This window comes from Xanthomonas sp. WHRI 7945 (assembly GCF_035026585.1).
Map to the genome: position 1 here is coordinate 90,329 of NZ_JAYIQP010000012.1, position 16,369 is coordinate 106,697.

General features: G+C 69.5%; 9 protein-coding genes. All 9 read right to left on the reverse strand.

From position 1 onward, the window contains the following. Positions 1-2: 2 nt before the first annotated feature. Complete coding sequence (locus VDQ83_RS11665) at positions 3-1,169, reverse strand: MFS transporter (RefSeq protein WP_455435049.1); 1,167 nt, start codon at positions 1,167-1,169, stop codon at positions 3-5. 382 nt (positions 1,170-1,551) lie between these two features. Next, positions 1,552-6,489: an alpha-2-macroglobulin family protein gene (locus VDQ83_RS11670; protein ID WP_455435050.1), complete on the reverse strand. Its 4,938-nt coding sequence runs from the start codon at positions 6,487-6,489 to the stop codon at positions 1,552-1,554. Between the two features lie 758 nt (positions 6,490-7,247). Then, positions 7,248-8,249: a nucleoside hydrolase gene (locus VDQ83_RS11675; RefSeq protein WP_455435051.1), complete on the reverse strand. Its 1,002-nt coding sequence runs from the start codon at positions 8,247-8,249 to the stop codon at positions 7,248-7,250. Between the two features lie 377 nt (positions 8,250-8,626). Then, a complete protein-coding gene (locus VDQ83_RS11680; protein ID WP_455435052.1) occupies positions 8,627-10,846 on the reverse strand; it encodes a TonB-dependent receptor in 2,220 nt (739 codons plus the stop codon). Between the two features lie 403 nt (positions 10,847-11,249). After that, a complete protein-coding gene (gene prpF / locus VDQ83_RS11685; RefSeq protein WP_455435053.1) occupies positions 11,250-12,440 on the reverse strand; it encodes a 2-methylaconitate cis-trans isomerase PrpF in 1,191 nt (396 codons plus the stop codon). Positions 12,441-12,476: 36 nt separating this feature from the next. Next, entirely contained in the window at positions 12,477-12,938 is a 462-nt protein-coding gene (locus VDQ83_RS11690; protein WP_455435054.1) for an SRPBCC family protein, read from the reverse strand. 157 nt (positions 12,939-13,095) lie between these two features. Then, entirely contained in the window at positions 13,096-13,413 is a 318-nt protein-coding gene (locus tag VDQ83_RS11695; protein WP_455435055.1) for a type II toxin-antitoxin system RelE/ParE family toxin, read from the reverse strand. Continuing rightward, positions 13,410-13,652: a type II toxin-antitoxin system ParD family antitoxin gene (locus tag VDQ83_RS11700; protein ID WP_455435056.1), complete on the reverse strand. Its 243-nt coding sequence runs from the start codon at positions 13,650-13,652 to the stop codon at positions 13,410-13,412. The genes VDQ83_RS11695 and VDQ83_RS11700 overlap by 4 nt, the downstream gene beginning before the upstream one ends. Positions 13,653-13,738: 86 nt before the next feature. Beyond that, entirely contained in the window at positions 13,739-16,351 is a 2,613-nt protein-coding gene (gene acnD, locus VDQ83_RS11705; RefSeq protein ID WP_455435057.1) for a Fe/S-dependent 2-methylisocitrate dehydratase AcnD, read from the reverse strand. Positions 16,352-16,369 lie beyond the last annotated feature (18 nt).

Sequence of the window (16,369 nt, forward strand, 5' to 3'; positions counted from 1 at the left end):
ATTCAACGACGGACCAGGCGCGCGCCGGCGGCCACCAGCAGCAGCAGCGCCGCCACCGCCCACAGCGCCACCGGCAGGCTGCTGGCGTGGGCGAGGAAACCGATCAGCGCCGGCCCGGCGAGCAGGCCGGTATAGCCGAGCGTGGTCAATGTCGCCAGCGCCACCGCCGGCGAGGTGCCCGGCATGCGCCCGGCGGCGCCGAACATCACCGGCACCAGGTTGGATGCGCCCAGGCCGACCAGCACGCAGCCGAGCAGGCCGCTGCTGGCGGAGCTGCCGACACTGGCCAACAGCAGGCCGGCGGCGGCCAGCGCGGCGCCGATGCCGACGGTGAGCGACGGCCCCAGCCGCGCCACGATGCGGTCGCCGGTCAGCCGGCCCAGCGCCATCGCCACCGAGAACGCGGCGTAGCCCATGCCTGCCGCGCTCGGCGTCATGCCGTGGTGCTCGCGCAGCAGCACCGCGCTCCAGTCGAGCATCGCGCCTTCCGCCAGCAGGCAGATGAAGCACAGCGCGCCCAGCACCAGTACCGGGCCGCGCGGCAGCCGCAGCGGCACCGCCTCGGCCGACGGCGACGCCTGCCGCAGCAGCCCGCCGCGCTGCCACAGCAACAGCCCCAGCAGCAGCGCCGAGACCAGCAGCGTGCAGGCCAGCAGCGGCGCACCGCTGCCGAGCAGCGCGCTCATGCCGGCAGCGCCGAGCAACCCGCCCACGCTGAACACGCCATGGAAACCGGACATCACCGCGCGGCCGACGCGCTTTTCCGCTTCCACCGCGTGCGCATTCATCGACACGTCGAGCGCGCCCAGCGCGGCGCTGAAGTACAGCAGCGCCGCGACCAGCAGCGGCACGCTCGACGCCAGCGCCACCGCCGGCAGCGCCAGGCACAGCGCCAGCGCGCTGGTCACGATCACCGCGCGGGCGCCGAAGCGATGGCTCAGCACTCCGCCCAGCGGCATCGCCACCACCGAGCCGGCGCCGAACGCCAGCAGCACCAGGCCCAGGCGCGCGTCGTCCAGGGCGAAGCGCGCCTTGACGTACGGCACCATCGGCGCCCACGCGGCCATCGCCATGCCCGACAGCAGGAACATGGCGCGGGTGGCGCCGATCCCGGTCTGCAGCGCGGCGGAATTGGCGGAAGCGGCGGCGGGTGAGGATGGGTCGTGCATGGAAGGCTCCTGGCTGGTGCCGGCGCATGATACCCAAAACATGCATAAACATGCAATAACGAGATAAAACGTGCAAAACATGTACGACATGCAGACCGATCGGCTCGGCGCGAATGGCCTCCTGCACCGCGGAGCGCACGTCGGCGCAGCCCGCACGCGCGCCACCAGCGAAAGACGCAACGGCCTCCAAAGCGTCGCGCAGCGTGTGCCATGGCGGCGTCATCGCCGATCGCGCTCGGCCGCGCCCGGCGGCAGCCGACACCGGTCGCCGGCAGCGACGGGCCGCCCCAGAAACGACGATAGGGCCACCAGGGCCCTATCGCGTCACCGCTGCATCGTGCAGCCGGGCGTCCGCTGATGCGGACATCCGGCTGCGCCCCGCTCAGGGCTGCACGACGTTGATCGTGCCGGGGCTGCTGCGCCCCACCCCGCGCAGGTCGGGACGGTACATGTCCTCGACCAGCGGCGGCGGCACCGTGTAGGTGCCCGGGGTCACCGCGCGCACCAGGTAGAACACCTGCGCCTTGCTGCCCGAGGACAGGCTCAGCGCGGCCACGTAGCGGTCGTCGCGGAACTCCTCGTGCTTGACCTCGGCGGCTTCGGAACGGTCGCTGATCTCGATGCCGTCCACCACCACGTCGGCCCACTGCTTGGCGTCGCCCAGGTTGAAGTTCTCGATCTCCAGGCCGGCCGGCAGCAGGTCGGTCAGCAGCGCGTCGGGCATGCTCACGTTGGAGGTGACGGTGACGCGCACGATCAGCGCCTCGCCTTCCTTCAGCGGCCGCGGCGTCCACGGCTTGCCGTCGGTGCTGTACCACTCGCGCTCCACCTTCAGCGTGCTCTCGTCCACCTCCGGCGCGGTGCGCGGGACGCCGGCGATTTCCAGGCTGGCGTACAGCGGCGCCTCGCCCTGCGGCACGAAGCTGACCCCGCGCGCCAGCTCGGCCTCGCCGAACTGGCGGCCGAACGCCTTGGCCGCGCCGATCGCTTCGCTGCCGTCGCCGATGGTCAGCTGCCCGGACACCAGCTTGCTCTGGTTGGCCAGCAGCGCCTTGCCCATCCGCGCCAGCGCCACCTGCTCCTGGGTGCTCAGCCACAGCCAGCCGCCGCGACGGCGCGCGTCGATCTCGCGGCCCAGCGCCACCGCCCGCGCGTCGTACTCGGGCTTGGCCAGGCCGCGCTCGTGCAGCAGCGCGATCATCAGCGCGTCGTCGCGGATCACGCTGCCGTAGTCGCCGAAGTAGCGCGGACGGTCGGCGCTGTCCTTGGCGAAGCCGGCCGCGATCGCCGCCTCGCCGCGCTTCTTGTCGCCCTGCAGCGACAGCGCCACGCCCAGGTGCACCAGCGACAGGCCGGTCAGCGCCTTGCCGCGATCGTTGTCGTACAGCGCGCGCAACGTGCCCAGCGGCGCGCGGTTGACCCGCGCCAGCACGTAGCCGGACCAGGCCTGGTTGGCGAACTTCAGGTTCTCGCGGCGGTCCTGGCCGTAGAAGTTGTTGCCGCCGGACAGCAGGTCCTCGCTGAGCCGGTTCAACGCCTTCTGCAGCACGTTGTCGGGCACCGCGAACCCGGCGTCCTTGGCGTCGAGCAGGAACTCGGCGATGTACGGGGTCAGGCCCGGATTGACGTAGCCGTCGTCGCCCCACATCGAGAAGTGGCCGCTGGAGATCTGCATCGAGGCCAGCCGCCCGAACGCGCCTTCCATGCGCTCGCGGCGCTTGGCCGCATCCAGGCCCTTGGCGCCGAGCAGCCTGGCGGTGGCGTCGTCGAGCAGCAGCGCAGCGTAGCCCTTGCTGGTGGTCTGCTCGGCGCAGCCGTACGGGTACTCCAGCGCGCCCTGCAGCGCGCTGGCGAACGGGATCGGCGGCAACGCGCTGACCAGCATGCGCGCGTTGACCGAGCCGGCCATCAGCCCCTCGGCATCGCCCATGCCCAGCGTCACCGGCGCCAGCGGATCCAGCACGCGGGTCTGCGCGCGCAGCACCGACGGCCACGCCGCGCGCACCGGCAGGTCGTAGCGGCGGTCGACGCTGAAGCCATTGCCGTTCACCCGCACCCGCACCTTGGCCACGGTGTAGCCCTCCTGCGCCATCAGCGGGAAGCTGAGGGTGGCCTTGCCGTCCTTGCCGAGCTTGGCGCTGCGCGCGTTCTCGGCGATCGCCAGCGGGCCTTCGCCATCCACCTGCACCTTGAACTCGCCCGCCTGGCCGGTGAAGTTCTGCACGTCGAGCGTGACCGTGCTGCGGTCGCCCGGCGCCATCACCCGCGGCATGCTGGCCTCGGCCACGATCGGCGCGCGCACCAGCGTCTCCACGTCGCGGTTGCCGTAGCGCTCGTCCGAATACACCAGCGCCGACACGCGCAGCGTGCCGTTGAAGTCCGGCACCGGCAGCTGCACCCGTGCGTTGCCCTTCGCGTCGAGCTTCACCGAGCCGGAGAACAGGTCCACGGTCTGCACCCGCGCGGTCGGCCGCTTGGCCTGCGGCAACGCGGCCAGCGCCATGTCGCCGCCGAAGCGCAGCTTGCCGCTGCCGCCTTCGAAGCTCTCGATCACGCGGCCGTAGATGTCGTACGCGTCCACCCCGAGGCGCCGCTGCGCGAAGAACTGCGCGTTGGCATCGGGCACCGGGAAGCGGGTGATGTTGAGGATGCCCACGTCGACCGCGGAGATGGTCACGTGCGCCTGCTTGCCGGCCAGCTCCGGCACGCTCACCGTCACCGGCAGCGGCTGCTCCGGACGCATCTGCTTGGGCGCGACCAGGCCCACCGCCACGCGCCGGGTCTTGCGCTCCATCGGCACGAAGGCCACGCCGACCGCACGCGCCGGGGTGATCTTGCTCGGCGCCGAACCGCCGCGGAACACCAGCGCGGTGACGTAGACGTCGTGGCGCTCCCAGTCCTTGGTCACCGGAATCTCGAAGCTGCTGCCCGGCTTCACGTCGATGTCCTGCACGTACAGCATCTTGTCGCTTTCGACCATCAGCACGCCGGGACCGGCGTGCGGCGGGGTCAGGGTGACCTTGAGCGTGTCGCCGGCCTTGTAGCCGGTCTTGTCCAGCGCCAGCTTGACCTTGTCCGGGCGCGCGTCCAGGCCGCGGTTCTCGTCGTTCCAGCTCCAGCCGGCGCGGAACGGATAGCGCGTGGTCAGGCCGGTGGACGGATCGAACACGTCCACGCGGTACTCGCCCCACTCCACCGGGAAGTCGAACTTGGCCGCGCCGTTGCCGGCATCGACGGCGATGGTCTGCTTGTTCTCGAAGCGGCGGGTGAAGTCGTAGTCCCAGCGGTTGTCGGCGAACGCCCAGTGGTAGTCGCGCAGCTCGCGCACCAAGGTCACCTTCAGCCCCTTGGCTGGCTGCGGCTTGCCCTGCGCGTCGACCCGCATCAGTTCGAAGCGCGCGTTGGCGTTGGCGTCGGCACCGTCGGTGTCGTCGAACAGCGGGCGCACGCCGACCAGCGCCGGCGCCGGCCACAGCACGCGCTTGAGCGTGCGGGTGACGGTGCGGCCGCCGGTCTCGTAGACGCTGGCCGAGACCAGCGCGGCGATGGTGCTGGTCGGCTTGGCCTCGTCCGGTAGCACCAGGTCCTCGGCGATCTTGCCGTCGGCGCCGAATTCGGTGTCGATCACGTCCTTGGCTTCGCGCGGCAACTGCAGCGTCGGGTCGCCGAAGAAATAGCCCGGCAGCGTTTCCACCGGATGCTGCTCGACCGCCACCGCCAGCTTGGCGGTGAAGCGGTTGCCGTCGGCCGGCGCGCCGTACAGATAGGCGGCGGTGGCCTGCAGCTTGAACGGCTCGCCCGGCTTGAGCGTCTTCTGCGCGCTGTCCAGGTCCAGCTTCATGCGCTCGGGCAGGAACTCCTCGATGCGCAGGGTCATGCCCTGCACCGCTTCCTTGCTGGCCGGGTCGGTGCGGAATTCCACCTGCCAGCGCCCGGTCGGCGCATCGGCGGGAATCAGCTGTTCGAAGCTGAAATAGCCTTGCTCGCCCGGCTGCAGGCGGGTCTCGCGGAAGATCTTGCCGTCGGGCTGCTTCAAGCGCAGGAACACCGGCTGCGCGCCCTTGCCGCTGGTGGCCACCGGCTTGCCGTCGTTGTCGCGCAGCAGCGCCGACACGCGCACCGTCTCGCCGGGGCGGTACAGGTCGCGGCCGGACCAGGCGAACACGTCGAACCAGGCGTTCTCGCGCCCGGCCACGGCGAATTCGCTCAGGTCCAGCGCCGGCTGGTTGAACGGCAGCATCGACAGATCGGTACCGCTACGCGCCACCAGCACCTGGCCGGCGTCGAGCGTGTAGTTCAGCAGCGCGTTGCCGTTGGCGTCGGTCTCGCCCTTCAGGAACAGCTCGCCCTGGGCGTCGAGGATGCGCAGTTCCACCTTCTTCAACGGCTCGCCGCTCTGCAGCGAGGCGGTGTGCACGAACAGCTTGTCCTTGTAGGCGCGCGCGTGCAGGCCGATGTCGCTGACGGTGAAGAACGCGGTGTCGTATTCGTTCTCGAACCGGCCCGGGCGCTTCATCACCGCGAAGTACAGACCGGGTTCCTGCAGTTCCTTGATTTCCTGGATCGGCAGATAGGTCAGCGCGCGCTCGTTCTTGTCGCCGCCGAGCACGAAGCGGTTGACGTAGACCGACTCGGCCAGCTGCGAAATCGGGGTGTGGTCGCCGTACTCGCTGTCCATCTCCCAGCTGCCGCGGCGGCCGCCGCGCTGGTACTGGGCGAAGAACGCCGGCAGCGAGCCTTCCTTGACCCGCATGAACTCCACGTCCACTTCCGGCACGTTGAGCGAGACCACCGGCAGGCCGCGGCTCTCGCGCGCCGGCAGCACGCTGCCCTGCGAGGCGAAGCCGACCGCCGGCTCCAGTTCGCCGGTATAGACCTTCTGCTTGAGCGGCTTGCCCAGGCGGCTGCCGTCGGCGGCGAGCAGGTCGCCGGAGATCAGCACGGTGTAGTCCTTGGCCGCCTCCACGTACGGATAGCGCAGGATCTTGCCGTCGTCGGACAGCGACCAAGCGCTGTCGTCGGTGCCGACCTTTTCCTCGAAGCGCAGCAGCTTGTCGAAGTCCTGGGTGCCGACCAGCGGCCGCGAGAACTCCAGCGCCAGCGACAGGCCGTCGCCGGTCTGGTCGGGGAAGGCGCGGACCAGGCCGAAGCCCTTCATCGCTTCCTTCTGGCCCTTGACCGGCTCGCCGCTGGCGTCGGGCAACTGCCCGGATTCGTTGCGCTTGCAGCCGCCCAATGCCAACGCCAGGCCCAGCAGCAGCAAGGTGCTCAACAGCCCAGCGCGCAGGAGGCTCCACTGCCGCTTCGAATCCGTATGCATGCGTTCGCTCCGTGAAAGTGGCGCGAGTATAGAACGCCGGCGTGGCGGCCGGAGGGTCGGCGTGGAGATTGCGGACGCGGCGCTGGCCGGCGCCCGGTTGGGGGTGCGGGGACGGCGTGGAAAGCGGCGGCCGTGGCCATGGCGGGGGTGGTTCCGGCGCGCCGGGATCGGGTGCATTGGCGTCGGCGCCATCCGCTCGCCTCGCCTTGGTTAACCGGCATCGCGTTGGCAACGGCGTCGCCAGGCATCGCCGGGGGAGCAGCGTCGGGAACGCCCAACGAAGCGACAGGCTCGCTCAACCTAGATGCAGTCGGGACTGAAGTCCCTCCCACAAAAGTACCCGCCCGCAAAGCCGGGAAGCCTCCCTGTGGGAGCGACTTCAGTCGCGACGAGCGAAAGCCTGGACCACGACCGTTTCAGCGACAGGTCGCGGCTGAAGCCGCTCCTACAGTGCACCCGGCTGGACGACGGCAAGCCCCTGTAGGAGCGGCTTCAGCCGCGACGAACGAAGCATGGAGCGCGACCGTTTTCGACGATCGGTCGGAGCTGAACCCCTCCTACAGTGCACCCGGCTGGACGACGGCAAGCCCCTGTGGGAGCGACTTCAGTCGCGACGAGCGAAAGCCGGGCCTCGACCGTTTCAGCGACAGGTCGCGGCTGAAGCCGCTCCTACAGTGCACCCGGTTGGATGCCCGCAAGCCTCTGTAGGAGCGGCTTCAGCCGCGACGAACGGAGTGCGGCGCGCTCGCCGAGACGCTTCAGCGCAACAGGCGCTGCATGTACAGCGCGATCAGCCGCGGCCGGTCCAGCGCCAGGCAGACCTGTGCATTGGCGGCGGCTGGCGGCGCATGACTGCCAGCCGCCGAGTCGCCGCTGGCCGCAGCGCCAGCCGTCCCGCTTGCGCCGGGCGGCACCTCGCGGGTGTAGCCCTGATCGTCGACGGCGATGCGCAGCGGCACGGTCGGGCACAAGCCGGGCTCGAGCAGCCACGCCACCGGCACCACGTCGAACAGGGTCGGGGTCGCGCTGGCCCAGGGCTGATCGGTGTCGCGCCACTGGTAGTACAGCTGCGCCAGCGCGTCGGTCAGCGGGTCGCCATGGGCGAACAGCGCCACCCGCTCCGGTTCCTCCAGGGTCACCTGGGTCGCGTCCAGCGGCAGCATCACGATCGGCACGCCGGCGGCGAACACGCGCTGCGCGGCCGTGATGTCCGAGAGGATGTTGTACTCCGGCGCCGGCGCGCTCGGCGGCCGGTAGCGCGACTTGCCGTAACCCGCGCGCACCGAGCCGCCCATCAGCACCACCTGCCTGAGCTGGGCGAACCCTTGCGGATCGCGCTCGAGCGCGCGCGCCGCGTCGGTCAACGGGCCGAGCACCAGCAGCGTGACCTGCCCGGGATGGCGCCGCGCTTGCGCCAGGATGAAATCGGCGGCGTCCGGCGCCTTGCGCGGCAGCGTGCCTTGCGCCGCCCAGCGCGCCTGGCTGAAGGGAATCGTGCTGGTCGTGGCATGGCCGATCGCCAGTGGGATCTCGCCGCGTCCGGCCTGCCGCAACAGCCGCTGCAGCAACTGCGTGCGCAGTTGCGTATCGCCCCAGGCGGTGGCGATGCCGAGCACGTCCAGTTCCGGGCTGCGCAGCAGCAGCGCCAGCGCGAACGCATCGTCGATGTCGTCACCGATGTCGGTGGAGACGACCACCGGTTGCGGCGTTGGCGCGGCGGCGAGCAACGGCAGCGGCAGCGGCAACAAGGCCACGGCCAACGAAAGGATGGCGGAACGGAGTCGGCAACGGATCATGGGCAGGAGCATCGGCCAGGGCGGTATCAGCATACCGGCTGCGGGACGCCGGCCTACGGCGCATGCATGCGCCGCGAGGCGCTGGCATGTTCCCGACCACGGCGTGAGGCGACCGGCACTTCCTGCCGCCCTGACCGGTGCGTGGTGACGCGGCTGACGCGACATGCCTCCTGGGTGCGACGCGCCCCGCCGCGCAGGTGGTCAGCTACGAGATCGCGATGGGCTTCGCCCTGGTCGGGGAGTCAGGCCGAGTGACGCAAAACAAACCGCCGGCACATGGCCGGCGGTTTGCACTACGTAGTATCGGTTTGCGCTCTGCGCTACCGGTTGCGTCGCGCCGATCAGAAATTGGCGCGGAACTGCGCACCGACGATGCGCGGATCGTTGATGAAGCCGGTGAGGTTGTTGAAGTCGATCGCACCGGTGGCGCGGATCTGGTTGGTGCAGTTGCGGCAGAACACCGACACCTCGTACGCGCCGGCGCCCCAGTTGTAGCCGATCTTGGCGCCGCCCTCGAGCAGCGGCTGGCCGACGAACTCGCGCGAGTCGTACAGGAAGAAGTTGATCTCGCTGCGGTAGGACCAGTCGGTGTAGAAGAAGAACTCGGCGTCGTCGCCGACCGGGATGCCGTAGCGCAGCGTGGCGTTGCCCATCCACTTGGCGGCCTGCGGCAGCACGTTGCCGTCGATGATGGCGTTGCCGGCGGCGTTGAGCGGATCGGTCACGGTGCAGGTGCGGCATACGCCGACCGACAGGGTCGGATCCTCGATGCGGGTCCAGTTGTAGGCGCCGCCGAGGGTGAAGCGCAGGTTCTGGGTCAGCAACGCTTCGAAGTCGAACTCCGCGCCGCGCGCCTTGGAGGTGTTGGCATTGAGCAGGCGCACGTCGTTGGAGGCGCCGCCGACCGCGGTCAGCTGCTGGTTCTTCACCCGGAAGTCGTAGATGTCGAAGCTGATGCGCGCGCGCTTGTCGAACAGATCGGACTTGATGCCGATCTCGTAGGAGTCCACGGTCTCCGGCTCGGCCACGGTCAGCGGCGCGGTCGCCGACGGCACGCCGAAGCTAGCGCCGCGGAAGCCGCGCGCGGCACGGGCGTAGACGTTGACGGCGTCGTTGATGGCGAAGGTCGCGCTGAGGTCGCCGGTAACCTTGGAGTTGTCGGTGCTGCCGGTGGATGGCTCGAGCAGGGTGACGCGGTCCAGCGCCAGCACGTCGAAGGTCTTCTTGTCGTAGGTGTAGCGGATGCCGGCGCGCAGGTTCAGGCGATCGGTGGCGGCATAGTTCAGCGAGCCGAACGCCGCCCACGAGGTGTTGCGCTGGCGGGTCAGCTGGTAGCTGGCCAGGTCGCCGCCGCCGAAGGTGTCGTAGGTGTAGTTCTCGCCTTCCACCGAATCGTGGAAGTAGTACAGGCCCGCCTGCCAGTTGAGCGGACCGGCGTACTGCGACTCGGCGCGCAGCTCCTGCGAGTACTGGTCCAGGTTCTTGATGCCGCCGGCGGTTTCCACCGGGAACGCGATCACGCCGGGGCCGGACGGCGGCGCGAACACCGCGCCGTAGCCGCCGTCGATGTCGCCGCGGCTGTAGTACTTGCCGATGCCTTCGTAGCCGGTGATCGAGTGCAGCACGATGTCGCCCAGGTCCCAGGTCAAGTTGGCGCTGCCGCCGTAGGTCTGCAGTTCCTGGGTGTTGGCGCCGTCGATGGAGACCTTGTCCGGGTCGAAGCCGGCGACCAGCTGGTTGCTGCCCGGCCGGAAGATGTTGGCGCGGAACAGCCGCGCGGTGCCGTCGAGGTGGCGCGCATGCGCGTTGAACAGCGCACTGAAATCCTCGCCCGGCTGGAACAGCAGCTGCACCCGCACCGCCGAGTCGGTATAGCCCTCGAACGAACGGTCGTCGATGGTGTTGTCGACCCAGTCGTCGCGGCGCTGGCCCAGCGCCGACACGCGCGCGGCCCACTTGTCGCCCATGGCGATGCTCACCCCGGTTTCCATGGTCATGGTGCCGTAGGTGCCGTAGGACAGGCTGGCGTAGCCGTCGTTGCCGCCGATGGTCGGCTTGACCGAGTTGAACTTGACCACGCCGGCCGGCGTGTTGCGGCCGAACAGCGTGCCCTGCGGGCCGCGCAGCACTTCCAGGCCTTCCAGGTCGAAGATCGGGAAGCCCTTCAGGAACGCGTTCTCGGCCACCACGTCGTCATAGATCAGCGACACCGGCTGTGAGGCGTAGGTATTGAAGTCGGTATTGCCGTAGCCGCGGATGTAGAAGCGCGGGAACACGCGGCCGTTGGAGGATTCGACATTGAGGCTGGGCGCCTTGCCGGCCAGCACGCGCACGTCCGAGCCGCTGGTGGCGATCGCGTCCAGGTATTCCGGGCGCAGCACGCTGGCCGAGATCGGCACGTCCTTGGAATCCTCCGAACGCCGTTCGGCGGTGACCTTGACCGCATCCAGGCGGGCGATCCCGTCCGTGGCGTCCGCCTGCTGGGCGGCGGCGGAGAACGAGAGGGCGGAAACGACGGCTACGGCAAGTGCGCTGGTGCGCAGCGACCAACTGGCGGACATGGGAACTCCGGAGTGGAATGGGCAAGAGCGGGTGCGCGTCGCCGACAACCGATGTCGCGCTGCAGCATAATTAACACAAAATACACATGCTTTGCATGGCCCGGTCACTTGAACGCGTTAAGGCTGATCGCGCGAGGGGCCGCCACACGTGCCGCTCTTGGGCGCCGCTCTCGGAAGCTCGCCGGCTCGGGCCACTCTTGAAATCGCGCTCCGGGCTCCATTCCTCCGGCGCCACCGCTATCTCGGCCGCGTGGCATCGCACCGCTGCGCCACGCCTGCTCCCCTGCGGGGGCGGCTTCAGCCGCGACCGCTCTACACGCGAGGTGCGGTCGCGGCTGAAGCCGCTCCTACACAGAGCAGGATCGGATTGGCGGCGCCACCATGCTGCAGCCGGGCCACCGGCTCAGCCGATGTCGCCCGGCACCCGCACCCAACCTTCCATCAGCACTCGCGCACTGCGGCTCATGATCGCCTTGGCGACGGTCCACTGGCCGTCCACCTGCTGCGCCTCGGCGCCGACCCGCAGGGTGCCCGACGGGTGGCCGAAGCGCACCGCCTGGCGTACGCCGCCACCGGCCGCGCGGTTCACCAGCGTGCCGGGGATCGCCGCGGCGGTGCCGATCGCCACCGCCGCGGTGCCCATCATCGCGTGGTGCAGCTTGCCCATCGACATCGCGCGCACCAGCAGGTCGATGTCGGCGGCGGCAACCGGCTTGCCGCTGGAGGCGACGTAGTCGGCCGGCGGCGCGACGAAGGCGACCTTGGGCGTGTGCTGGCGCGTCACCGCCTGTTCCAGCGATGCGATCAGGCCCATGCGCAATGCGCCATGCGCGCGGATGGTCTCGAACCTGGCCAGCGCATGCGCATCGCCGTTGATCGCGTCCTGCAGTTCGGTGCCGCGGTAGCCCAGCGCCTGCGCCTCGAGAAAGATTGTCGGGATGCCGGCGTTGATCAGGGTCGCCTGGAAGCGGCCGACCCCCGGCACGTCCAGCGTATCGACCAGGTTGCCGGTCGGGAACATCGCGCCGTCCGCGCCCTCTTCGTCGGCGGCCGGATCCAGGAAGTCGAGCTGGATCTCGGCCGCGGGAAAGGTCACCCCGTCCAGCTCGAAATCGCCGCTTTCCTGCACCGCGCCGCCGGCCATCGGCACCCGCGCGACGATGGTCTTGCCGATGTTGGCCTGCCAGATCCGCACCGTGGCCAGGCCGTCGCGCGGAAGGCGCGCGGCGTCGACCAGGCCGGCGGCGATCGCGAACGGCCCCACCGCCGCCGACAGGTTGCCGCAGTTGCCGCTCCAGTCCACGAACGGGCGATCGATCGCCACCTGCCCGAACAGGTAGTCCACGTCGTGGTCCGCGCGCGTGCTCGGCGCCACGATCACCGTCTTGCTGGTGCTGGACGTCGCCCCGCCCATGCCGTCGATCTGCTTGGCATACGGATCGGGACTGCCGATCACCCGCAGCAGCAGCGCGTCGCGCGCCGCGCCGGGCGCCTGCGCGGCGGCGGGCAGATCCGCGACCCGGAAGAACACGCCTTTGGACGTGCCGCCGCGCATGTAGGTGGCGGGAATGCGGAGCTGGGGAACATGGGACATGCGGGGTTTCCGATCGACGCGTGCGGAGGGAGCGGTTCAGGGGGTGTCGGGGATCTCGGCCTCGACCAGTTGCGCCAGCAGCGCCAGCGACTCCTGCCAGCCGAGGTAGCAGAACTCCACCGGGATCTGTGCGGGGATGCCGTCCTGGACGATGTCCAGCTCGGTGCCGCAGGCCACCGTGCGCAGCTTGACCGTCACCATCATCTCACCGGGCAGGTCCGGGTTGTCGAACGTGTCGGTGTGGCGGATCAGCGCGCCCGGCACCAGCTCCAGATAGGTGCCGCCGAAGGACTGGCCGGTGCCGCTGCCCAAATTGGTGAAGGAGATCCTGAAACTGCCGCCCACGCGCGCATCCAGCGCATGCACGGTGGCGACGAAGCCATGCGGCGGCAGCCATTTGGCCAGCGCCGCCGGCTCCAGGAAGGCGCGATAGATGCGCTCGGCCGGCGCGCGCAGGACACGGTGCAGGCGGACGGTACCGGGATTGCCGTTGCTCATGGTGGTTTCCTCAGTGGTGGACGGCGCGCGCAGGATGGCACGCGCTCATGACACCGACGAATGGGTCAGGCCGGTTTCGACCTGCCAGGAGATCCTGCGCGAAGTGCTGCAGCATGCTGCTTAGGCGCATGCGCCGAACGACTGCTTCGAAAGGCATTCATCCCACTTCCTCCATCCATGCCGGGATATCGCGCTGCGCATGCAAGACGCGCCAGATATCGACATGCGTTTCGCGTTCGACGTAAAAGATCAGGCAAGGAAATCCCTTGAGCGGCCAGAAACGGATGTCCTGCAACTTCAACAGTGCGGCATGGCGGCTGGAGCCGATCGCCGGATGCCGTGCGATCGCCGTGGCAGCCGATTCGAGCGCGTCGGTGAACGCCAACTCCAGCTTCGGACCACCTTGTTTGCCATACCACGCCGCAGCCTCGGCGACATCGTGCCGGGCCAAGGGGCGCCAGTACGCTGGCTTCACTTGTCGGCGGCCCGATCCCGGGCGCGCTTACGCATCGTCTCGAAGAAATCCGGCTCCAGCGCCGTAGCCGGGCCGGAATTGGCTCCCTCCAGCAGCAGGCCACGGAGGTTTTCCGCGTCGCGCTGCCTGCGGATCAACTCGCGCAGGTACTCGCTGCTGGAGCCGTAGGCGTGCTCGGCCACCTGCTGGTCGACGAACTGCTTGAGTTCGTCGGGCAAAGAGATGTTCATGGTCGCCATACGGACTCCAATGGCAAAGATTGCCAAATTCTGCATCGCCATGCCCGCAGGCGCAAGCCGTGGGCGGTTTTCGAAATGCCGCTAGATCAGGCGGCGGACGCCTCCAGGAAATCCTGCGCGAAACGCTGCAGCACGCCGCCGGCTTCGTAGATCGCCAGTTCCTCGGCGGTGTCCAGGCGGCAGGTCACCGGCACGTCGAGGCGCGTGCCATCGCGGCGGGCGATAGCCAGGGTCAGCGTGGCCCCCGGCGTGCGGGCGCCGAGCACGTCGAACACCTCGCTGCCGTCGATGCCCAGGGTCGTGCGCGTGGTGCCGGGCTGGAACTCCAGCGGCAGCACGCCCATGCCGACCAGATTGGTGCGGTGGATGCGCTCGAAGCCCTCGGCCACGATCGCCTCGACCCCGGCCAGGCGCACGCCCTTGGCCGCCCAGTCGCGCGAGGAGCCCTGCCCGTAGTCGGCGCCGGCGACGATCAGCAGCGGCTGCTTGCGCGCCATGTAGGTCTCGATCGCCTCCCACATGCGCACCACCTGCCCTTCCGGCTCCAGCCGGGTCAGCGAACCGCGCTGCGGCTGGCCATCGACCACCGCCATCTCGTTGAGCAGTTGCGGATTGGCGAAGGTGGCGCGCTGCGCGGTGAGGTGGTCGCCACGGTGGGTGGCGTAGGAGTTGAAGTCCTCTTCCGGCACGCCCATCCGGGTCAGGTATTCGCCGGCGGCGCTGTCGGCCAGGATTGCGTTGGACGGCGACAGGTGGTCGGTGGTGATGTTGTCGCCGAGCACGGCCAGCGCGCGCATGCCGCGCAGCGTGCGTTCGCCGGCCAGGGCGCCTTCCCAATACGGCGGACGGCGGATGTAGGTGCTTTGCGGGCGCCACGCGTACAGCGGGGCCACGTGCGCGGCGGCCAGTCCGCTGCGCGCGAACATCGGCTCGTAGACCTGGCGGAACTGCTCGGGCTTGACGCTGGCGGCGACGATCGCGTCGATCTCCGCGTCGCTGGGCCACAGGTCCTTCAGCGTCACCGGCTGGCCGTCCTTGTCCACGCCGAGCACGTCCTTCTCGATGTCGAAGCGGATGGTGCCGGCGATGGCGTAGGCCACCACCAGCGGCGGCGAAGCCAGGAACGCCTGCTTGGCGTAGGGATGGATGCGGCCGTCGAAATTGCGATTGCCCGACAGCACCGCGGTGGCGTACAGGTCGCGTTCGATCACCTCGCGCTGGATCGCCGGATCCAGCGCGCCGCTCATGCCGTTGCAGGTGGTGCAGGCGAAGCCGACGATGCCGAAGCCGAGCTGCTCCAGCTCCGGCAGCAGTCCGGATGCTTCCAGATACAGCTGCACCGCCTTGGACCCCGGCGCCAGCGAGGTCTTGACCCAAGGCTTGCGCACCAACCCGCGCGCATTGGCGTTGCGCGCCAGCAAACCGGCGGCGATGACGTTGCGCGGATTGCTGGTGTTGGTGCAGCTGGTGATCGCAGCGATGATCACCGCGCCGTCGGGCATCAGCCCCTGCGCCTGTTCGGCCTTGCCGGATGCCAGCTTGGCCTCGTCGGCGATGCCGCGCGCGGCCAGCTCGCTGGTGGCCACGCGCTTGTGCGGATTGGACGGGCCGGCCATGTTGCGGGTCACGCTGGACAGGTCGAACTGCAGCACGCGTTCGTACTGCGCCGCGGCCAGGTCGTCGGCCCACAGCCCGGCGGCCTTGGCATAGGTTTCCACCAGCGCGACCTGCGCGTCGTCGCGGCCGGTCAATCGCAGGTAGTCGATGGTCTGCCGGTCGATCGCGAACATCGCTGCGGTGGCGCCGAACTCCGGGGTCATGTTGGAGATGGTGGCGCGGTCGCCCAGGGTCAGCGCGGCGGCGCCTTCGCCGTGGAACTCCAGGTAGGCGCCGACCACTTTTTGCGCGCGCAGAAATTCGGTCAGCGCCAGCACCACGTCGGTTGCGGTGATGCCCGGCTGCGGCCGGCCGCCCAGCGCCACGCCGACGATGTCCGGCAGCCGCATCCACGACGCGCGCCCGAGCATCACGCTCTCCGCTTCCAGCCCGCCGACGCCGATCGCCAGCACGCCCAGCGCGTCCACGTGCGGGGTGTGGCTGTCGGTGCCCACGCAGGTGTCCGGGAACGCCACGCCATCGCGCACCTGCACCACCGGCGACATCTTCTCCAGATTGATCTGGTGCATGATCCCGTTGCCCGGCGGGATCACATCGACGTTCTCGAACGCGCGCTTGGTCCAGTCGATGAAGTGGAAGCGGTCGGCGTTGCGGCGGTCTTCCACCGCGCGGTTCTTGGCGAACGCGGCGCGATCGAAGCCGCCGAATTCCACCGCCAGCGAATGGTCGACGATCAGCTGCGTCGGCACCACCGGATTGACCTGCGCCGGATCCCCGCCGCGCTCGGCGATCGCATCGCGCAGCCCGGCCAGATCCACCAGCGCGGTCTGGCCGAGGATGTCGTGGCACACCACCCGCGCCGGGAACCACGGGAAATCCAGATCGCGGCGGCGTTCGATCAGTTGGGTCAGCGACGCGTCCAGCGTGGCCGGATCGCAGCGCCGCACCAGGTTCTCGGCGAACACGCGCGAGGTGTACGGCAGCGCGGCAAAGGCGCCGGGGCGGATCGTATCGACCGCGGCGCGCGCGTCGAAGTAATCGAGCGAGGTGCCCGGCAGGGAGGTGCGGTAGTGGCTGTTCATGGCTGGCTACACTAGAAA